This is a genomic window from Nonomuraea sp. NPDC049709 (assembly GCF_040674815.1).
Lineage (GTDB): Bacteria > Actinomycetota > Actinomycetes > Streptosporangiales > Streptosporangiaceae > Nonomuraea.
Map to the genome: position 1 here is coordinate 1 of NZ_JBFANM010000137.1, position 18,482 is coordinate 18,482.

The 18,482-nt window shown below is 71.0% G+C and carries 17 protein-coding genes; 5 read left to right on the forward strand and 12 right to left on the reverse strand.

Features of this window, described 5'->3' with window-relative positions; all coding sequences use genetic code 11:
• Window positions 1-1,063 precede the first annotated feature (1,063 nt).
• Window positions 1,064-1,513, reverse strand: coding sequence for a MarR family transcriptional regulator (locus AB0J69_RS58680; protein ID WP_364137440.1), 450 nt, complete (start codon window positions 1,511-1,513; stop codon window positions 1,064-1,066).
• Window positions 1,514-1,535: 22 nt separating this feature from the next.
• On the opposite strand from AB0J69_RS58680, the gene AB0J69_RS58685 reads away from it, so the two are divergent.
• The 3 genes from AB0J69_RS58685 (at window position 1,536) to AB0J69_RS58695 (ending at window position 4,674) form a co-directional block, all read left to right on the forward strand.
• Window positions 1,536-2,021 (forward strand): PPOX class F420-dependent oxidoreductase, encoded by a 486-nt coding sequence (locus tag AB0J69_RS58685; protein WP_364137442.1) that lies wholly within the window; start codon window positions 1,536-1,538, stop codon window positions 2,019-2,021.
• Window positions 2,022-2,095: 74 nt separating this feature from the next.
• Entirely contained in the window at window positions 2,096-2,647 is a 552-nt protein-coding gene (locus AB0J69_RS58690) for a hypothetical protein (RefSeq protein WP_364137444.1), read from the forward strand.
• A 641-nt stretch (window positions 2,648-3,288) separates the two neighbouring features.
• Window positions 3,289-4,674, forward strand: coding sequence for a glycosyltransferase family 39 protein (locus tag AB0J69_RS58695; protein WP_364137446.1), 1,386 nt, complete (start codon window positions 3,289-3,291; stop codon window positions 4,672-4,674).
• A gap of 148 nt (window positions 4,675-4,822) precedes the next feature.
• Here the strand turns inward: AB0J69_RS58695 and tyrS are convergent, their stop codons facing one another.
• Window positions 4,823-6,088, reverse strand: coding sequence for a tyrosine--tRNA ligase (gene tyrS / locus AB0J69_RS58700; protein WP_364137448.1), 1,266 nt, complete (start codon window positions 6,086-6,088; stop codon window positions 4,823-4,825).
• Between the two features lie 204 nt (window positions 6,089-6,292).
• Here tyrS and AB0J69_RS58705 point away from each other — a divergent pair, with 204 nt between their 5' ends.
• A complete protein-coding gene (locus AB0J69_RS58705) occupies window positions 6,293-6,592 on the forward strand; it encodes a PH domain-containing protein (protein ID WP_364137450.1) in 300 nt (99 codons plus the stop codon).
• Here the strand turns inward: AB0J69_RS58705 and AB0J69_RS58710 are convergent.
• The 9 genes from AB0J69_RS58710 to argC form a co-directional block, all read right to left on the reverse strand.
• On the reverse strand, window positions 6,532-7,221 hold the full coding sequence (locus tag AB0J69_RS58710; RefSeq protein ID WP_364137452.1) for a DNA-3-methyladenine glycosylase: 690 nt from the start codon (window positions 7,219-7,221) through the stop codon (window positions 6,532-6,534). The genes AB0J69_RS58705 and AB0J69_RS58710 overlap by 61 nt on opposite strands.
• Window positions 7,203-8,633, reverse strand: coding sequence for an argininosuccinate lyase (argH, locus tag AB0J69_RS58715; RefSeq protein WP_364137472.1), 1,431 nt, complete (start codon window positions 8,631-8,633; stop codon window positions 7,203-7,205). Before argH ends, AB0J69_RS58710 begins: the two co-directional genes overlap by 19 nt.
• Before the next feature lie 97 nt (window positions 8,634-8,730).
• Complete coding sequence (locus tag AB0J69_RS58720; RefSeq protein ID WP_364137454.1) at window positions 8,731-9,930, reverse strand: argininosuccinate synthase; 1,200 nt, start codon at window positions 9,928-9,930, stop codon at window positions 8,731-8,733.
• A gap of 26 nt (window positions 9,931-9,956) precedes the next feature.
• Window positions 9,957-10,466 carry an arginine repressor gene (locus AB0J69_RS58725; protein WP_364137456.1) on the reverse strand — a complete coding sequence of 170 codons (510 nt, stop codon included), beginning with the start codon at window positions 10,464-10,466 and terminating at the stop codon, window positions 9,957-9,959.
• Window positions 10,463-11,437: an ornithine carbamoyltransferase gene (gene argF, locus AB0J69_RS58730; RefSeq protein WP_364137458.1), complete on the reverse strand. Its 975-nt coding sequence runs from the start codon at window positions 11,435-11,437 to the stop codon at window positions 10,463-10,465. Before argF ends, AB0J69_RS58725 begins: the two co-directional genes overlap by 4 nt.
• Complete coding sequence (locus tag AB0J69_RS58735) at window positions 11,434-12,600, reverse strand: acetylornithine transaminase (RefSeq protein ID WP_364137460.1); 1,167 nt, start codon at window positions 12,598-12,600, stop codon at window positions 11,434-11,436. Before AB0J69_RS58735 ends, argF begins: the two co-directional genes overlap by 4 nt.
• The gene (argB, locus tag AB0J69_RS58740) at window positions 12,597-13,472 is read right to left on the reverse strand and encodes an acetylglutamate kinase (protein WP_364137462.1); all 876 of its coding nucleotides are present in this window, start codon (window positions 13,470-13,472) and stop codon (window positions 12,597-12,599) included. Before argB ends, AB0J69_RS58735 begins: the two co-directional genes overlap by 4 nt.
• On the reverse strand, window positions 13,469-14,620 hold the full coding sequence (gene argJ, locus AB0J69_RS58745; protein WP_364137464.1) for a bifunctional glutamate N-acetyltransferase/amino-acid acetyltransferase ArgJ: 1,152 nt from the start codon (window positions 14,618-14,620) through the stop codon (window positions 13,469-13,471). Before argJ ends, argB begins: the two co-directional genes overlap by 4 nt.
• Window positions 14,617-15,639, reverse strand: coding sequence for an N-acetyl-gamma-glutamyl-phosphate reductase (argC, locus tag AB0J69_RS58750; RefSeq protein WP_364137466.1), 1,023 nt, complete (start codon window positions 15,637-15,639; stop codon window positions 14,617-14,619). The genes argJ and argC overlap by 4 nt, the downstream gene beginning before the upstream one ends.
• 164 nt (window positions 15,640-15,803) lie before the next feature.
• Between argC and AB0J69_RS58755 the strand changes: the two genes are divergently transcribed.
• The gene (locus AB0J69_RS58755) at window positions 15,804-16,334 is read left to right on the forward strand and encodes a hypothetical protein (protein ID WP_364137468.1); all 531 of its coding nucleotides are present in this window, start codon (window positions 15,804-15,806) and stop codon (window positions 16,332-16,334) included.
• Here the strand turns inward: AB0J69_RS58755 and AB0J69_RS58760 are convergent.
• Window positions 16,331-18,373, reverse strand: coding sequence for a bifunctional aldolase/short-chain dehydrogenase (locus AB0J69_RS58760; RefSeq protein WP_364137470.1), 2,043 nt, complete (start codon window positions 18,371-18,373; stop codon window positions 16,331-16,333). The genes AB0J69_RS58755 and AB0J69_RS58760 overlap by 4 nt on opposite strands.
• Window positions 18,374-18,482 lie beyond the last annotated feature (109 nt).

Sequence of the window (18,482 nt, forward strand, 5' to 3'; positions counted from 1 at the left end):
ATCAACCAAAGGAATCCGTCACAATCAATCCATGACGGGGTTGTGCATCATGCACTGGCTTTTAACACACTGTTGAGTTCTCAAGAAACGGACGCATTCATCTGATCGAGATTCACTTGTAGCGAATCCGACCCGGAGGCGCAATCTCGTTCGTCGCAATCCTATCAGACTGGCCAGATCCGTGTCAAATCCAGTGACTTGATCGAAACGGTTCAGATCTTCCAAGATTGTGCGCCCCGCTTCCGGGGCAACCCTCGTAACTTACCGTGGCATCCGGGCTGTGTCGAATCAACCGGTTTTTCGGTTGCGTCGGCGCGCCTGGAAACGACCCATGCTGGAGCACGCCGAAGCGGCTCTGCCGAGTGGCTCGTTATTTCAAGGGGCTTGCCCTGGGGCCCGTCCGCCTGATCGGCGTCCGGCTCACTCCCGGGGCGAAGTGAAAGATTAGGTCGCGATCCGCGACACGTCAAATCGCCCCGCCTGAGGGTGTGCGGCGTCGCTTCGGGCATCGCGGGATCCTCGCCGGCCTCAGGGGGCGCCACCGGGGGTAAGCGGGCAACGGGCCAAGGCGGCATGGTCGTGCACATGACCTGCTCCGGCAGCGCTTCAGCCGGAAGTGCTGCAACCGTGGATGCGGCCATAGGCAGGCAGCCCGACTGTGTGGCACGAGGTGCAGCGTGAGGTGGTTGGGTGGTGCGACCGTGACCGGGCAAGCGCCACCGTGACCAGTCGAAGCGAAGGCCGGGCCGGCAAGGACCAGGAACGGCGGGCTCGGAGAGCTGTCGTGGCGTGGAGCCGGCGCCGTCAGGTGGGAGCTGTCGTCGTCCCATGGGCCTTCGACCTTGCACGGGCGGCAGGTGCCGCTTCCAGGGGCGGGATTGGCGGGTTGCGTCTCCGCCAGCTGAACTCCGGGTAATGCTCCCCGGCTGCGAACACACCCCCGGGCCGGTCGCTGGAGACACGGTACGTGTCGTGGACGCGGCTCAAGCGTGGATGCGGCTCAACTGGTCGGGTGGTCGAATGTGGATGATGGCTGTGCCGTTGTTGCAGGTGGGGTGGTGGGTCACAGTTCGGACGTGGCGCGGGTGACGGCTTCGTTGCAGCGGGCCAGCAGTCCGCGTAGCGCCTGCCGTTCCTCCTCGCTGAACTCCTCCGCGATAGCCCGCTCCACCACCACGGCCCGCTCGTCCGCCATCTCCAGTGCCCCGCGGCCGGCCTCCGTCAGGCGGATCTCCAGGACGTTGCGGTGCCAGGGGTGTGGTGAGCGCTCGACCAGGCCGTGTTCCTCCAGGTTCTTGAGGACCACGGTCATGGCCTGGGGAGTGACCAGGCACGCTCGAGCCAGGGCGGCCCCTGAGATCCCGGGGTTGTCGGCGAGTGCGAACAGTGCGGCGTACTGGGGAACGGTCAGTCCGGCCGGGCGTACGGCCACCTGTTTGGCGGCGATCAGGGCCTGCTCGGTGCGCTTGATGTGCAGGCCGAGCCGTTCCTCCGCAGGCATTCGCATCCCCATATGGCTGAGCGTACAACCTCATATGGTGATTCCAGTCTTGATGGTTATCAAAGCTTTGATACTGTGCTCGAAATCCAAGATTACGACTGACCTGACCGGTCAGAGCGCCAGAGAGAAGGTTGCGATGATTCCTGAAAGCCACCTCGACCTGCTGACCCGGCCGCTGTTCGCCCATCTGGCCACGATCGGGCCGGACGGGACGCCCAACGTCAACCCCGTGTGGACGATCTGGGACGGTGAGTTCTTGCGGTTCACCACCACGACGGATCGCCGTAAGTGCCGGAATGTGATGGAAAATCCGCACGTCGCGGTCTCCATCAACGACCCCGAGAAGCCGTACCGTTACGTGGAGATCCGTGGTGTGGTCGAGCGGGTCGAGCCGGACCCCTCGGGTGACTTCTTCGATGTGCTGGCCAAGCGCTACGGCCTGGAGTACGAAAGGCCGGTCGGCGATTCAGAGCGGCGGGTCGTGATCGTTATGAAGCCGACACGCACCACTCAGCAGTGACTTGGAGGTGAGCCGGCTTGGGTTCGGCGGCGCTCGGAGTGCGAGATCACTGTGGCTGGGCCGTCCTGGTGGCTGTGAGCGGCGGGCCCGCTGCGCCCGAGGTGCTGATGCGGGAGCGGGTGGCTCTGCTCGACGACCCTTCACTGCCTGACCAGCCCTATCACGCTGCCGCCGGCCTCGATGCCGGGGCGGCGGGCGAGCTGATCGCCCGCGTGGAGCGGTCCGCTCGTACGGCAGCTCGTGACGCCCTGGACGCGGCCGCGATGAACCTGGCGCAGGCGGGGCACGACGTGCACGGTGTGGCTCTCGACCTGGGGGCGGTCGGCGCGGGGCGGATGACCGTACCCGGTGACCTGAGCGAGGTGCTGGCCAAGCACCACTACCTGCACGGCGCCGAGGGGGAGCTCTACCACGAGGCGCTGGTGGAGGCGGCGCGGGGCGCGGGGCTGGCGGTGAGCCGGTACGACTTCAAGCAGCTGCCTGACACTGCTGCCCGCGTGCTCGGACCCGGCGTGGTGGAGCGGGTGGACGGCCTGCGGACGCAGGTCGGCAGTCCCTGGACGCGCGATCACAAGGACGCCACGCTGGCCGCCCTGCTCGCGCTCGGCGGTGAGAAACCGGCCTGACACAGACGATGACCGTGCCTGACGCAGACGATGCGTAGCGCCTGACACAGACGATGGCCGCCCGACAGACGATGGCTGCCGGTGAACGATGGCGGCTGAAGGACGATCGCAGCCCGGGCGATGGCGGCATGAAACTGATCGCCGTACGAAGCCGGCGCGCAAAGGGCTGAGGCATGAACTCCGGAGCGGAGATCGGAGGTCCGAGGTATCGCGGGTGTCCCCGGTGAAAGTGTCGGAGCTTACGGGCTGTCACCGGGTTCCCGGCTCACGACGGGGTGAGAGAAGGTCACGGTCTTCGAGATGGCGAGGCCGACGGGCCACCGGCGACGGCGGCTCGGGGGAGAGAGGTGCTGGGCGTGCCGGCCGGCCTATGACGCGGGTCGGGGCGGCGTGGCGTACTGGGCGGCGGTGGGCGAGCGGCTCGGCGTACGGTTCGGGGACGTGCCCCGGGCTGGTGACCGCCGACCTGGACGGTGCCTCGCCGGGTTGCGTTCGGGAGATCAGGCCGTACAGGTCGCAAACGATCACATTCGCCATGCGCGCGACCCTACGCCGCGTATCCTGCCCCGGTGACCACTGCCGCCACACTAGCTCCCCCTGCTCGCCCGGCCCAGCGTCTCCGCACGTCAACCCCCTGGTGGATGGCGTTGCTCGCCGGGGCCGCGGCGTTCTCGGGCACGGGCTCCGCCACCCTGAACGGCGACGAACTGGCAACCATCAGCTCCGCCTCCCGCTCGTTGCCGGAGATGTTCGAGCTGGCGCGGCACATTGACGGCCACTTCCTCCCGTACTACCTGTTCATGCACTTCTGGATGAAGCTGGGCACGGCGGAGCTGTGGCTGCGGCTGCCGTCGGCGGTGGCGATCGGGGTGGCGGCGTGGTTCCTGGTCGATCTGGGGCGGCGGTTGCACAGCACTCGTGCGGGCGTGATCGCCGCCGCCGTGTTCGCGATCCTGCCCTCGGTGTCCTACTACGGGGCTTTCGCCAGGTCTTATGCGTTCGCCGCGGCAGCGGTGGTGTTCTCGTTCTGGGCGTTGCACCGGGCGATCGAGCGGGCCGACGGGCGGCGGTGGGTGGTGTACGGGGTGGCGGTGGCGCTCGTGTGCTCCACGCACCTGTTCGCGGTGCTCGTCCTGCCTGCCCAGTTGCTGCTGGTGCGGCGGGTGGCGGTGGGCCGGATGGCGGTGGCGCTGGCCGTCGGATGCGTGCCGGCGGCCGTGCTGGGGCTGATCGGGTTCGGCGAGCGGCACGCGATCAGCTGGATCCCGCAGCGCGGGCCCGAGGTGTGGCTGAAGTTCCCCAAGATGGCGGCGGGGGCGAACGCGCTGGGCCTGGCCCTGTTCGCGCTGGCGCTGGCCGGGGCGGTGCTGCTGTGGCGGGCTCGGCGAGACGACGGGGTGTGGGCGTTCGTGCTGGTGGGATGGCTGGTGCTGCCGCCGGTGCTGCTGCTGGCGGTGTCGCAGCTGGTGACGCCGGTGTACGTGGACCGCTACCTCTTCGTGACGGCCCCGGCGCTGGCGCTCCTGGCGGGGCTGGCGGTGGCCTGCCTGCCACGGTTCCACGTGGTGGCGGGGGTGCTGGTCGTCGCGCTCGGGTGCGCGCTGGCCGTTCCCGAGCACGTGGAGGTACGGGAGGAGAACGGGCGGTTCGAGAACATCCCCTGGGCCCTGCGGGTGATCAAGGCCGAACCGGACGACGCGATCGTGTACGGGCAGAGCCACTTGCGTGCGGGGTTCGATTACTACGCGGATTCCCTGATGCCGGTGGATGTCCTGCGGTCGGGGGATTCGCCCGATCCTGATGGGTTCGGGTACCCGGAGCGATCCGATGTCTCAGGCGTGCTGGAGGGGCGCGAGCGCGTTTGGCTCGTGTGGCGAGGGACGAAGCAGTCGGGGCTGGAGGGCGACTCCGTGGCCCGGGTGGCTGAGGTCGAGCGGGCGGGGTTCGAGCTCAGCTCGGCCAAGCACTCAGGCGATCTGCCGGGGTTGACGGTGGCGTTGTTCACGCGTCAGGGAACTGCTGGTTGACCGGCAGGCCCACCGGCACGGCGGCCGCCGCCCCGAGGGCGGGGGCGATCGTCGTCCGGAGGTCCGCGACCGACAGCATGCCCGGAGTATCACGCGAAAGCGGGCCCCTCGCCCCGCGAAAGGCCCGCTCGCGTCGAACAGGTGATGGTCAGGCGACCTCGACGCCGCCGATCGACTTCTTGCCGCGCCGCAGCACCATGAACCGCCCGGCCAGCAGGTCGTCGGCGATCGGCACGTAGGACTCGTCGGTGATCTTGCGGTTGTTGAGGTACGCCCCGCCCTCCTTGACCGCCCGCCGGGCCGCCGACTTGGACTCGACCAGGCCGCTGTCGGCCAGCAGGTCCACGAACGACACGCCGAGCTCGGGGACGGTGGCCTTGGGCACCTCGGCCAGCGCGGCCGCCAGGGTGGCGGCCGGCAACTCCTCCAGCGAGCCCTGGCCGAACAGCGCCTTGGAGGCGGACACCACCGCGTCCAGCTCGGCGCGGCCGTGGAGCAGCTCGGTGAGGTCCTCGGCCAGCGTGCGCTGGGCCTCGCGGGCGAAGGGGCGTTCGGCGACGGCCTTCTCCAGCGCCTCGATCTCCTCACGGCTGCGGAACGTGAACACCTTGAGGTAGTGGATCACGTCGCGGTCGTCGGAGTTGAGGAAGTACTGGTAGAAGGCGTACGGGGAGGTCATCGCGGGGTCTAGCCAGAGCGCGCCGCCCGCGGTCTTGCCGAACTTGGTGCCGTCGGCCTTGGTGATCAGCGGCTGGGTGAGGACGTGGACGTGCCCGCCCTCGACGCGGCGGATCAGGTCGGCGCCCGCGGTGATGTTGCCCCACTGGTCGCTGCCGCCGATCTGCAGCGTGCAGTCGTAGCGACGGTAGAGCTCGAGGTAGTCGTTGGACTGCAGGATCTGGTAGCTGAACTCGGTGTAGCTGAGCCCCTCGCCGGCCAGGCGCGCGGAGACCGACTCCCTGGCCAGCATGCGGTTGACCGGGAAGTGCTTGCCGATGTCGCGCAGGAAGTCGATGGCGCTCAGCTCGCCGGTCCAGTCGAGGTTGCTGACCAGGCGCGCCGGGTTCGCCTCGGCGTCGAAGTCGAGGAACCTGCCGACCTGGCCGCGCAGGCGCTCCACCCACTCGGCGACGATCTCGGAGGAGTTGAGCGAGCGCTCGGTGTTGCGGCCGCTCGGGTCGCCGATCAGGCCGGTGGCGCCGCCGACCAGGCCGATCGGGTTGTGGCCGGCGAGCTGGAGGCGGCGCAGCGTCAGCAGCGGCACGAAGTGGCCGATGTGCAGTGACGGCGCGGTGGGGTCGAAACCGGAATAGACCGTGATCGGACCCTTGGCCATGGACGCGCGCAGGGCGTCGAGGTCGGTGGACTGGGCGATCAGACCTCGCCACGCGAGGTCGTCGATGATGTCGGTCACGGTGATCTGGCTTCCCTGGGTCGGAGGTCGGTGCCTTTAGCCTGCCCGATCGGTGCGCATGCGCGCCACTTGGATACGTCCACCTGGATAGGGTGGGTGCCCATGTGGAGGGTCCGTCGTGAGCTGGCCGTTTTCAAGATCTTAGGGGCTGTGGCGTGTGCCGGGCTCGCCGTTTACTGGTGGGTTGAGGGCGATTTTCGCGGCGTGATCCTGGCCGTCCCGGCTGCCGTGCTGGTGGGCGGGATGGGGCTGCGTGACCTGCTCGTCCCCGTACGCCTGGCGGCCGACGAGAGCGGCATCACCGTGGTGCACGGGTTCGCGGGAAAGCGGCACGTGCCGTGGGAGTCGATCTGGGACATCAAGGTGGACGTACGCAGGCGGTGGGGTCTGCGCAGCGAGATGCTGGAGATCGACACCGGCGACAACCTGCACATCTTCAGCCCTCACGAGCTGGGCACCTCCCCCACGGAGGTGGCCGCGGTGCTGCGGCGGCGGGGCACGTGAGCACGATACGGGGAGACGGTCGGGTCGCCGTCGATCCAGAACCGCCACGGGGTGTCCTTGGCCGTCGACACGCCGGTGCGCGGGCCTGACCTGATCGTCGCCGGATCCGCGGGCCGGCCCTGCCGCATGGTGGCCGACTCGCGCGGGCGGCCGGTGGGCGAGCCTTCGAGGATGGCGTCGAGGCCGTTGTGCTCGCGCAGCAGGCCGAGGGCCACCGCCAGCCGGGCCGGGCCGCGGGCCAGGTCACGGTCCGCGACCGGCCTACCGGCCGAGCGGCGGGCGCGCGCCAGCTCCGTGCCCGCCACCACCTCGCCCGCCCGCAGCAGCACGGCCGAGCCGGAGCCCTCGGGCAGGCACACGAGGTTGGCGCAGAAGTGCATGCCGTAGGTGAAGTACACGTACAGGTGGCCCGGCGGGCCGAACATCACCGCGTTGCGCGGCGTCCGGCCCCGGTAGGTGTGCGCCGCCGGGTCCTCGCCCGGGCCGCCGTACGCCTCGACCTCGGTCAGGCGCACGGCGACGGCGCCGTGCACGAGCACGCGCCCGAGCAGGTCGGGCGCCACCTCGTGCGACGGCCGGTCGAAGAAGCTCCGCGGCAGCGCGGCGGAGCTCAGCTCCCCGCTGCCCATGCCGCCTGCGTGTCGACCGCCTCCCGCAGCGCGATGAGCTGGTCGCGGACGCGGTCGGGCGCGGTGCCGCCGTGGGCCCTGCGGGCGGCCAGGGCGCCCGGCACGCTGAGCACGTCGCGCACGTCGGGGGTCAGGTGCGGCGACACCTTGACCAGCTCGTCGTCCGTCAGCTCGCCGAGGTCCTTGTCGTTGACCTGGCACCACACCACGAGGTGACCGACGGCCTCGTGCGCCTCGCGGAACGGCACCCCGCGCCGCACCAGCAGCTCGGCCAGGTCGGTGGCCAGCGCGAACCCGTCGGGGGCCGAGGCCTCCATGCGCGCCGTGTTGATCCGCATGGTGGCGACCAGGCCGGCCATCGCGGGCAGGACCAGCAGGAGCGTGTCGACGGAGTCGAACACCGGCTCCTTGTCCTCCTGCAGGTCGCGGTTGTAGGTGAGCGGGAGGCCCTTGAGCGTGGTGAGCAGCGACATCAGGTTGCCGATGAGGCGCCCGGATTTGCCGCGGGCCAGCTCGGCGACGTCGGGGTTCTTCTTCTGCGGCATGATCGACGAGCCGGTGGAGTAGGCGTCGTCCATCTCGATCCAGCGGAACTCCTGCGAGGCCCACAGGACGATCTCCTCGCCCAGCCGCGACAGGTGCACGCCGATCATGGCCGCGTCGAACAGGAACTCGGCGGCGAAGTCGCGGTCGGCGACGGCGTCCATCGAGTTGGGCGCGGCGGCGGAGAAGCCCAGCTCCTCGGCCACGGCCCGCGGGTCGAGCGGGAGCGAGGAACCCGCCAGCGCGCCGGCACCGAGCGGAGAGATCGCGGCGCGCTTGTCCCAATCGATGAGCCGGTCGATGTCGCGGGCGAAGGCGTGCACGTGGGCCAGGAGCTGGTGGCCGAACGAGACCGGCTGCGCGTGCTGCAGGTGCGTCATGCCGGGCGCGGCCGTCTCGGCATGCTGCTCGGCCTGGGCCATCAGCGCGGTCTCCAGCTCGACCAGGCGGGAGACGACCGTGCGGGCGTGGTCGCGGAGGTAGAGGCGCAGGTCGGTGGCGATCTGGTCGTTGCGCGAGCGGCCGGCGCGGAGCTTGCCGCCGAGCGTGCCGAGCCGCTCCAGCAGGCCGCGCTCCAGCGCGGTGTGCACGTCCTCGTCGGCGACCGTCGGCCGGAACTCGCCCGCCTTGCAGGCGCGCTCCAGGTCGTCGAGCGCGCCGATCATGCGCTCGAGCTCCTCGTCGCTCAGCAGCCCCGCCCTGTGCAGCACGCGGGCGTGCGCCCTGGACGCCGCCAGGTCGTACGGCACCAGCCGCCAGTCGAAGTGGACGCTCACCGACAGCCGGGCCAGCGCGTCGGACGGGCCGCTCTCGAAGCGTCCACCCCACAGCCGCATCGGCTTGCCATCACTCACCGTCGTATCCTCCATCACGTTTCTGTTGATCGCGCCCGCTTCGGTGCCCGGTGGCACCATGCCTAGCGATCTCCCCCCGAGCTCCTGCGCTCCGGCGCGACCATAGTGCAAGTCAGCCCTTCTTCGCGTCGCGCGCGGCCGCGATCTTAGCGGGAAGGGAGAAGAGCTGGACGAAGCCCTTGGCCAGCGACTGGTCGAAGGTGTCGCCGGTGTCGTACGTGGCGAGCGAGAAGTCGTACAGGGAATCCTCGGAGCGGCGGCCGGTCACGGTCGCGCAGCCGCCGTGCAGGGTCATCCTGACCTCGCCGTTGACGTGCTTCTGCGCGTCGGCGATCAGGGCGTCGAGGGCGTCCTTGAGCGGCGAGAACCACAGGCCGTCGTAGACGAGCTCGCTCCAGCGCTGGTCCACGCCGCGCTTGAAGCGGGCCAGGTCGCGTTCGACGGTGACGTTCTCCAGCTCCATGTGCGCGGAGATGAGCGCGACGGCGCCCGGCGCCTCGTACACCTCGCGCGACTTGATGCCGACCAGGCGGTCCTCGACCATGTCGATCCGGCCCACGCCCTGGGCTCCGGCGCGCCGGTTGATCTCGTCGATGATCTGGTACGGCGTGAGCGCGCGCCCGTCGACCTTGACCGGCACGCCGCGCTCGAACGTGATCACGACCTCGTCCGCCTCGCGCGGCTCTTTCGGGTCGGCGGTGTAGGAGTAGACCTCTTCGGTGGGGCCGTTCCAGATGTCCTCGAGGAAGCCGGTCTCGACGGCGCGGCCCCAGAGGTTCTGGTCGATGGAGAACGGGTTCTTCTTCGACGTCTCGATGGGCAGGCCCTTGGCCTCGGCGTACTCGATGGCCTTGTCGCGCGTCCAGGCGAAGTCCCTGGCGGGCGCGATGACCCGCAGGTCGGGGGCCAGCGCGGCCAGGCCGGCCTCGAAGCGGACCTGGTCGTTGCCCTTGCCGGTGCAGCCGTGGGAGACGATCGTGCCGCCGAACTGCTTGGCCGCCGTCACCAGGTGCTTGACGATGAGCGGGCGCGAGAGCGAGGACACCAGCGGGTAGCGGTCCATGTAGAGGGCGTTGGCCTGCAGGGCGGGCACGCAGAAGTCGGCGGCGAACTCCTCCCTGGCGTCCACGACGACCGACTCGACCGCGCCGCAGTCCATGGCCCGCTTCTGGATCGCCTCCATGTCCTCGCCGCCCTGGCCGAGGTCCACGGCGACGGCGACGACCTCGGCGTTCATCTTCTCGGCGAGGTACGGGATGGCGACCGAGGTGTCGAGACCGCCTGAGTACGCGAGGACTACTCTTTCCGACATTTCATATTCTCCCTGGACTGAGGCTTCTAGCTGCGCCGATCCGCGACCTTCAGCAGCGCGTCGGCGACGACCTGCCCGCCCGTCGGATCGCGGCTGATGACGAGGATCGTGTCGTCACCCGCCACCGTGCCGAGGATCGACTCCCAGTCGGCATGGTCGATGGCGGAGGCGAGGAACTGGGCCGCACCAGGAGGGGTTCGCACGATGACCAGGTTGGCCGACGCCTCGGCCGCGACCAGCAGCTCCTCCGCGATGCGGTGCAACCGGGCGTCGGGGGACTCGCCCCCGCTGCCCAGCCGGGTGAGCGGGATCCGGCCGCCGCCCTCGCCGGGCAGGGCGTACACGAGCGAGCCGTCGTCGGCGCGCAGCTTGAGCGCGCCGAGCTCGTCGAGGTCCCGCGAGAGCGTGGCCTGGGTGACCTCGACGCCGCTCTCGGCGAGCAGCTTGGCCAGCTCGGGCTGGGAGCGCACGGCCTTCCGCTGCAGCAGGTCGGTGATCTTCGCCTGCCGCGCGGCCTTGGTCATCGGGATCGTCATCGTCGGGTGACCAACCAGTGGAGCAGGGCCTTCTGGGCGTGCAGCCGGTTCTCCGCCTGGTCCCACACCACGCTCCGCGGGCCTTCGAGGACCTCGGTGGTGATCTCGTACTCGCGGTAGGCGGGCAGGCAGTGCAGCACGATCGCGTCGGGCGCGGCGTGCTCGATCAGCTCGGAGTTCACCTGGTACGGCATGAGCGCGGCCACCCGCTCCTCCTTGCCGTCCTGGCCCATCGAAACCCACGTGTCGGTGGCGATCACGTGGGCGCCCTCGGCGGCGACCGCCGGGTCGGACAGCGCGACGACCGAGCCGCCCGTCCTGGCGGCGATGGCCGCGGCCCGGTCGAGGACGACCGCGTCGGGCTGGTAGCCGGCCGGAGCGGCGATGCGTACGTGCATGCCCGCGGTGGCACCGCCGAGCAGGTAGGAGTGGGCCATGTTGTTGGCGCCGTCGCCCACGTACGTGAGCGTAACCCCGGCCGTCCTGCCCAGCCGCTCCCGAACGGTCTGCAGGTCGGCGAGGATCTGGCAGGGGTGGAACTCGTCGGTGAGCGCGTTGACGACCGGCACCCGGGAGTGGGCGGCCATCTCGTCGATCCGCTCCTGGCCGGTGGTCCGCCAGACGATGGCGGAGACCTGCCGGTCGAGAACCCTGGCGAGGTCGGCGGGCGGCTCGCCGCGGCCCATGAGCACCGTGACGTTGTCCACGATCAGCGGCAGGCCGCCGAGCTCGCCGATGCCGGTGTGGAAGGAGACGCGGGTCCTGGCGGACGGCTTGTCGAACAGGACGGCGACGCTCTGCGGGCCCTCGAAGGGGCGGTAGCCGAACCTGTCCTTCTTCATGGCGGCCGCGAGGTCGAGGACCTCCGCCTGCTCGGCCGGCGTGAGATCGTCGTCTCGTAGAAAGTGCCTGACCTGCGCCGAGTCCGCGCTGTGCCTGTTTTGCGCCGAGTCCGCGCTGTGCCCGGTCACTTGGCCGCCTCCGCGAGGATCGCCGGGAAGGCCGCGACGAACGCGTCCACCTCGCCGGCCGTGACGACCAGGGGCGGCGCGATGCGTACGGCGTCGGGCTGCAGGGCGTTGACCAGGAAACCGGCGTCCGCGGCCGCCTTCTGGACCTCGGCCGAGCGGGGCTCGGCCAGCACAGCGGCCAGCCACAGGCCCCTCCCCCGCACGCCCTTCAGCAGCGGATGACCGGCCGCCTCCAGACCCGTGCGCAGGCGAGCCGCGACCGACTTGACGTGGTCGAGGTCGAGGTTGCCCAGCACGGCCAGCGCCGCGGCGCAGGAGACCGGGTTCCCGCCGAACGTGGAGCCGTGGTCGCCCTTCTCGAACAGCTTGCCCGCGTCGCCGAACCCGACGCACGCGCCGATCGGCAGCCCCCCGCCCAGGCCCTTGGCCAGGGTGAGGATGTCGGGGACGACGCCGTCGGCCTGGTGGGCGAACCAGTGACCGGTGCGGCCGATGGCCGACTGGATCTCGTCGGCCACCAGCAGGGCGCCGGTCGAGTCGCAGATCTCGCGGGCCGCCTCGAAGTAACCCTCGGGCGGCGGGACCACGCCGGCCTCGCCCTGCGTGGGCTCCAGGAAGACCGCGACGCAGTCGCCGGTGACGGCGTCCTTGAGCGCGTCGGCGTCGCCGTACGGGACGAAGCGCACCTCGACCGGGAACGGGCCGAACTGGTCGCGGATGGCCTTCTTGCCCGTCAGGGACAGGGCGCCGATGGTGCGGCCGTGGAAGCCGTTCTCGGCGGCCACGAAGTAGGAGCGGCCCTCGCGCCTGCCGTACTTGAGCGCCAGCTTGTACGCGGCCTCGTTCGCCTCGGTGCCGGAGTTGGCGAAGAAGATCCGGGCGGGGGCGTTCAGCAGGGTCAGCAGCTTCTCGGCGAGCAGCACCTCGGGCTCGTGCAGGAACAGGTTGCTGGTGTGCGCGATCGTGGCGACCTGCGTGGATACGGCCTCGACGAGGGCGGGGTGGGCGTGGCCGAGCGAGCTGGTCGCGATGCCGGCGATGAAGTCGAGGTATTCCTTGCCGTCCACGTCCCAGACGCGGGTGCCCTCGCCTCGTGCCAGGGCGACCGGGGGGACGCCGTAGTTGGGCATGAAAGCGGTCTCGAACCTCTCGAACAGGCTCATGAGGGCATCACCATCGTTCCGATTCCTTCATTGGTGAAGATCTCCAGCAGCAGTGAGTGGGGCACGCGGCCGTCGAGCACGTGGGCCTGGGGCACCCCGCCCTGCACGGCCGTCAGGCACGCCTCCATCTTGGGCACCATGCCGCTGGACAGTGTGGGCATCATCGCCGCGAGCTCGTCGGCGGTGAGCAGGTCGATCACGTCGGTGTCGTCGGGCCAGTTGGCGTACAGGCCCTCGACGTCGGTCAGGACGATCAGCTTCTGCGCCTTGAGCGCCACGGCCAGCGCGGCGGCGGCGGTGTCGGCGTTGACGTTGTAGATCTCGCCGTCGTCGCTCCGCGCCACGCTGGAGATGACCGGGATGCGGCCGTTGTCGAGCAGGGCGTGCACGGCGCCCGGATCGACCTTGATGATCTCGCCGACCTGGCCGATGTCCACCGGCTCGCCGTTCACGACGGCGTGCTTGCGCACGGCCGTGAACAGGTGGGCGTCCTCGCCGGACATGCCGACGGCGAACGGGCCGTGCCGGTTGACCAGGCCCACGATGTCGCGGTTGACCTGGCCCGTGAGCACCATCCTGACGACCTGCATGGCCTCGGGGGTGGTGACCCGCAGCCCGGCGGTGAACGTCGACTCGATGCCCGCCTTGTCCAGCGCGCTGCTGATCTGCGGGCCGCCGCCGTGCACGACGACCGGGCGCAGACCGGTCTGGTGCAGGAAGACCACGTCCTGGGCGAAGCCCTCCTTGAGGGCCTCCTCGGTCATGGCGTTGCCGCCGTACTTGATCACGATGGTCGCGCCGTGGAAGCGGGTCAGCCAGGGCAGCGCCTCGATCAGCGCCTCCGCCTTGCTCTGGGCGGTGGTGAGCCTCATGAGGAGTACGCCGAGTTCTCGTGGACGTAGTCGGCCGTCAGGTCGGTGGTGTGCACCGTGGCGGTGTGCGGGCCGGCGGACAGGTCGATGGTGATCGTCACGTCCCGGCCGCGCATGTCCACCTTCGAGCGGTCGTCGCCGACCGCGCCGCCCCGGCAGATCCAGATGCCGTTGATGGCCACGTTGAGCCGGTCGGGCTCGAACACCGCGTCGGTGGTGCCGACGGCGGCCAGGACGCGGCCCCAGTTGGGGTCCTCGCCGTGGATGGCGCACTTGAGCAGGTTGGAGCGGGCCACCGAGCGGCCGACCTTGACCGCGTCGTCCTCGGAGGCCGCGCCGACCACCTCGATGGCGATGGCCTTGGAGGCGCCCTCGGCGTCCACCAGGAGCTGCCTGGCCAGGTCGGCGCAGACCTCGGTGACCTTCTGCTCGAACTCGGCCAGGTCCGGCCGCACCCCGGAGGCGCCGCTGGCCAGCAGGAGCACGGTGTCGTTGGTGGACATGCAACCGTCGGTGTCGAGCCGGTCGAACGTCAGGGCCGTGGCCCTGCGCAGCGCGGCGTCCAGCTCCTCGCTGGTCAGGTCGGCGTCGGTGGTGATCACGCAGAGCATGGTGGCCAGGGCGGGGGCGAGCATGCCGGCGCCCTTGGCCATCCCGCCGACCATGTAGCCGCCGGCCCGCTTGAAGGAGATCTTCGAGACGGTGTCGGTGGTGCGGATCGCGTCGGCCGCGGCCAGGCCGCCGTCGCGGGAGAGCTGCCCCGCGGCGGTCTCGACACCTGACAGCAGCTCCTCCATCGGCAGCCGCTCGCCGATCAGGCCGGTCGAGCAGATCGCGATCTCGCCCGCGGAGTCCTCGAGCAGGTCGGCCGCCTTCTCGGCGGTGGCGTGGGTGTCCTGGAAGCCCTCGGGGCCGGTGCAGGCGTTGGCGCCGCCGGAGTTGAGCACCACCGCTCGCAGCCGCCCGCCCGCCAGGACCTGCTGCGACCACAGCACGGGGGCGGCCTTCACGCGGTTGGCGGTGAAGACGCCCGCGGCGGCGCGGCTGGGCCCGTCGTTGACGACGAGGGCCAGGTCGCGGGCGCCGCCGGATTTGATCCCGGCGGCAACGCCCGCGGCCCTGAACCCCAGGGGGGCGGTAACGCTCATGGTGCGACTCCTGTCGTAGGAAGGCCGAGCTCTTCCGGCAGGCCGAGGGCGAGGTTCACGCTCTGGAGGGCGCCCCCGGCGGTGCCCTTGGTGAGGTTGTCGATGGCGATGACGGCGACCACGCGGCCCGCGCGCTCGTCGAGCGTCACCTGCAGGGCGGCGGTGTTGGCGCCGTAGGTCATGGAGGTGGCCGGCCAGGTGCCCTCGGGCAGGAGCCGGACGAACGGCTCGCCCTTGAGCGCGACCTCGTACGCCGAGCGCAGCGACTCCCTGGTCACCCCGGGGGCGGCGGGCGCGCTGCAGGTGGCGAGGATGCCCCGGCTCATGGGGGCCAGCGTCGGGGTGAACGACACGCGTACCGGCGTGCCCGCGACGGCCGACAGGCCCTGCTCCATCTCGGGGGTGTGCCGGTGCACGCCGCCCACGCCGTAGGCGCTGACCGAGCCCATGACCTCGCTGCCGAGCAGGTTGGGCTTGAGCGACCTGCCGGCGCCGCTGGTGCCGCTGGCGGCCACCACGACCACGTCGGGGCCGGCCAGCCCGGCGGCGAACGCGGGTGTCAGGGCGAGCAGGACCGAGGTCGGGTAGCAGCCGGGGACCGCGATGCGGCGGGCCGTCCTGAGGACCTCGCGCTGGCCGGGCAGCTCGGGCAGGCCGTAGGGCCAGGTGCCGGCGTGGTCGCCGCCGTAGAACTCCTGCCAGGCGGCCGGGTCGGCGAGCCGGTGGTCGGCGCCGCAGTCGACCACGATCGTCTCGGCGCCGAGCTGCGCGGCGACGGCCGCGGAATGGCCGTGCGGCAGGGCCAGGAAGACCACGTCGTGCCCGGCGAGCGCGTCGGCCGTGGTGTCCTCGATGACACGGTCGGCCAGTTGCGGCAGGTGGGGCTGGTGCGCGCCGAGGAGGCTGCCTGCACTGGAGGCGGCGGTGAGCGCGCCGATCTCGAACTCGGGATGGCCGAGCAGGAGGCGCAGCAGCTCACCCCCCGCGTAGCCGCTGGCTCCCGCGATCGCTGCCCTCAATTCGAACCCCTCCTGCATGATTATGCATCAACACTCATGACCTTGCTTGTGAAGATGATGCACTTTGGAGGATGAACATGCAAGCCGAGAGGGAGCCGACGGCCGGATCGTGAGACTTGTCACCCGCAGGTGAGCTCCAAGAACCGGCGGCCAGGATGGGGGTCATGACCGAATTCCTGTCCGATCTGAGCGCCCCTACACGCGGCAGGGGACCCCGGCCGTCCGGCCGGATCGTGCTCGTCCTGCTGTGGCTGGGGATCTGCATGCTGCCGATGGTGCTCGCGATCGGGGAGCTGGAGCTGGCGGCGGGTCGGGCCGGCACGCCGGGGACGCTGCGCGTCGTCTCGTGCGAGGACCTGGGCGAGGGCCGGTACGACTGCCGCGGGAGGTTCACGCCCGACTCCGGCGAGGCGGTCGTGGAGGTGGCCGCGTCGCCCGACTCGGAGGCCGGCGACGTGCTGCGGGCCCGGCTCACGCCCGCGGGCGACCGGGCCGTGCCCGCGGGCAGCAGGGGCGTGCTGGCGGCGCTGGCGCTGCCGGGGGCCGGGCTGGCGGGGCTGGGGTTCCTGCCGTACGTGGTCATGTACTGGCTGGGCGCGCGCAGGGGGCGCCGGGCCGCCGTGACCGGAGGGGTCCTGGTCACGGCGGCCGGAGGCGTGCTGACGGTGGTCGGTATGGTGGCGGCCTGCTCCTAACGCAGGAAGGCCGCCGCCACGCCGGCGTCCACCGGGACGTGCAGGCCCGTGGTGTGGGTGAGGTCGCTCGCCGTGAGCGCGAAGACGGCGTTGGCCACGTGCTCGGGCAGGACCTCGCGCTTGAGCAGGGTCCGCTGGGCGTAGAACTCGCCGAGCTTCTCCTCCTCCACCCCGTACACGGCGGCGCGGTTGGCGCCCCAGCCGGAGGCGAAGATGCCGGACCCGCGTACGACGCCGTCGGGGTTGACGCCGTTGACCCGGATGCCGTGGCCGCCCAGCTCGGCCGCGAGCAGGCGTACCTGGTGGGCCTGGTCGGCCTTGGCGGCGCCGTAGGCGACGTTGTTGGGGCCGGCGAAGACGGCGTTCTTGGAGGAGATGTAGACGATGTCGCCGCCCATGCCCTGGTCGATCATGACCTTGGCGGTCTCCCTGGACACCAGGAACGAGCCGCGCGCCATGACGTCGTGCTGCAGGTCCCAGTCGGCCACCGTGGTCTCCAGGAGCGCCCTGGACAGCGACAGGCCGGCGTTGTTGACGACCAGGTCGACGCCGCCGAACGCGAGCACGCCCGCGCGTACGGCCGCGGCGATCTGCTCCTCGGACGTGACGTCCACCCCGACGGCCACGGCGACGTCCGGCACCCGGTAGGCGCGCGCGCCGATCTCCGCGGCCACCTTCTCGGCGGCGGCCAGGTCGCGGTCGGCCACGATCACGCACGCGCCCTCGGCGGCCAGCCGGCGGGCGGTGGCGGCGCCGATGCCCGAGCCGCCGCCGGTCACCAGCGCGACGCGGGTGGCCAGGGGCTTGGGCCTGGGCATGCGGCGGAGCTTGGCCTCCTCCAGCTCCCAGTACTCGATGCGGAACTTCTCCGACTCGGGGATGGGGGCGTAGGAGGACACGGACTCGGCGCCGCGCATGACGTTGATGGCGTTGACGTAGAACTCGCCGGCCACCCGGGCGGTCTGCTTGTCCTTGCCGAAGGAGAACATGCCGACGCCCGGCACCAGCACGATCGCCGGGTCCGCGCCGCGCATGGGCGGCGAGTCGGGGGTGGCGTGCCGGTCGTAGTAGGCGGTGTAGTCGGCGCGGTAGGCGGCGTGCAGCTCGCGCAGCCGCTCGGCCACCCGCTCCAGCGGCGCGTCCGGCGGCAGGTCCAGCACCAGCGGCGCGACCTTGGTGCGCAGGAAGTGGTCGGGGCAGGACGTGCCCAGCGCCGCCAGCCTCGGGTGCTCGGCCCGCGAGACGAAGTCCAGCACCTCGGCGCTGTCGGTGTAGTGGCCGACCACGCGCACGTCGGTGGAGGCCAGGCCGCGCACGATCGGGAAGAGCGCGGCGGCCCGCTCGTGCCGCTCGGCCTCGCCGAGGGTCTGGTGGATCACCGGGCCGAACGGGTCGGGGCGGCCGTGCTCGGCGAGGTACGTCTCGGCGGTGCGGATGATCTCCAGCGAGCGGGCCTCGCACTCCTCGGAGGTCGAGCCCCACGCGGTGATGCCGTGGCCGCCCAGGACGCAGCCGATGGCCTGCGGGTTCGCCTCCTTGATGGCGGCGATGTCCAGGCCGAGCTGGAAGCCGGGCCGCCGCCACGGCACCCACACGACCCGGTCGCCGAAGACGCGCCCGGTCAGCTCCTCGCCGTCGGCGGCGGTGGCGATCGCGATGCCCGCGTCGGGGTGCAGGTGGTCCACGTGCCCGGCCTCGACCAGGCCGTGCATGGCGGTGTCGATCGACGGCGCGGCCCCGCCCTTGCCGTGCAGGCAGTAGTCGAAGGCCGCGACCATCTCGTCCTCGCGCTCGACGCCCGGGTAGACGCCCTTGAGCGCGCGCAGCCGGTCGAGGCGGAGCACGGCCAGGCCGGACTCCTTCAGCGTGCCGAGGTCGCCGCCCGAGCCCTTGACCCAGAGCAGCTCCACCTCCTCGCCGGTGACCGGGTCGGGTGCGGCGCCCTTGGCCGAGGTGTTGCCGCCCGCGAAGTTGGTGTTGCGCGGGTCGGCGCCCAGGCGGTGGGAGCGTTCGAGCAGTTCGTTCACGACGTCAGACATGGTGTTTCAGGCCCCCCAGCCGGCCTGCCGGCCGCCGACCCGGTCGGCGGCGATCTTCTCGAAATATCCGGACTTCGCGTAGGCCGCCATCGGATCGGGCGCCAGACCC

What these genes read in the sequence shown, in the direction of transcription:
- AB0J69_RS58680 (WP_364137440.1), bottom strand. Translation starts at nt 1,513, where the DNA reads ATGGGGATGCGAATGCCTGCGGAGGAACGGCTCGGCCTGCACATCAAG.
- AB0J69_RS58685 (WP_364137442.1), top strand. Translation starts at nt 1,536, where the DNA reads ATGGTGATTCCAGTCTTGATGGTTATCAAAGCTTTGATACTGTGCTCG.
- AB0J69_RS58695 (WP_364137446.1), top strand. Translation starts at nt 3,289, where the DNA reads ATGGCGTTGCTCGCCGGGGCCGCGGCGTTCTCGGGCACGGGCTCCGCC.
- AB0J69_RS58710 (WP_364137452.1), bottom strand. Translation starts at nt 7,221, where the DNA reads ATGGGCAGCGGGGAGCTGAGCTCCGCCGCGCTGCCGCGGAGCTTCTTC.
- argH (WP_364137472.1), bottom strand. Translation starts at nt 8,633, where the DNA reads ATGGAGGATACGACGGTGAGTGATGGCAAGCCGATGCGGCTGTGGGGT.
- AB0J69_RS58720 (WP_364137454.1), bottom strand. Translation starts at nt 9,930, where the DNA reads ATGTCGGAAAGAGTAGTCCTCGCGTACTCAGGCGGTCTCGACACCTCG.
- AB0J69_RS58725 (WP_364137456.1), bottom strand. Translation starts at nt 10,466, where the DNA reads ATGACGATCCCGATGACCAAGGCCGCGCGGCAGGCGAAGATCACCGAC.
- AB0J69_RS58735 (WP_364137460.1), bottom strand. Translation starts at nt 12,600, where the DNA reads ATGAGCCTGTTCGAGAGGTTCGAGACCGCTTTCATGCCCAACTACGGC.
- argB (WP_364137462.1), bottom strand. Translation starts at nt 13,472, where the DNA reads ATGAGGCTCACCACCGCCCAGAGCAAGGCGGAGGCGCTGATCGAGGCG.
- argJ (WP_364137464.1), bottom strand. Translation starts at nt 14,620, where the DNA reads ATGAGCGTTACCGCCCCCCTGGGGTTCAGGGCCGCGGGCGTTGCCGCC.
- AB0J69_RS58755 (WP_364137468.1), top strand. Translation starts at nt 15,804, where the DNA reads ATGACCGAATTCCTGTCCGATCTGAGCGCCCCTACACGCGGCAGGGGA.
- AB0J69_RS58760 (WP_364137470.1), bottom strand. Translation starts at nt 18,373, where the DNA reads ATGTCTGACGTCGTGAACGAACTGCTCGAACGCTCCCACCGCCTGGGC.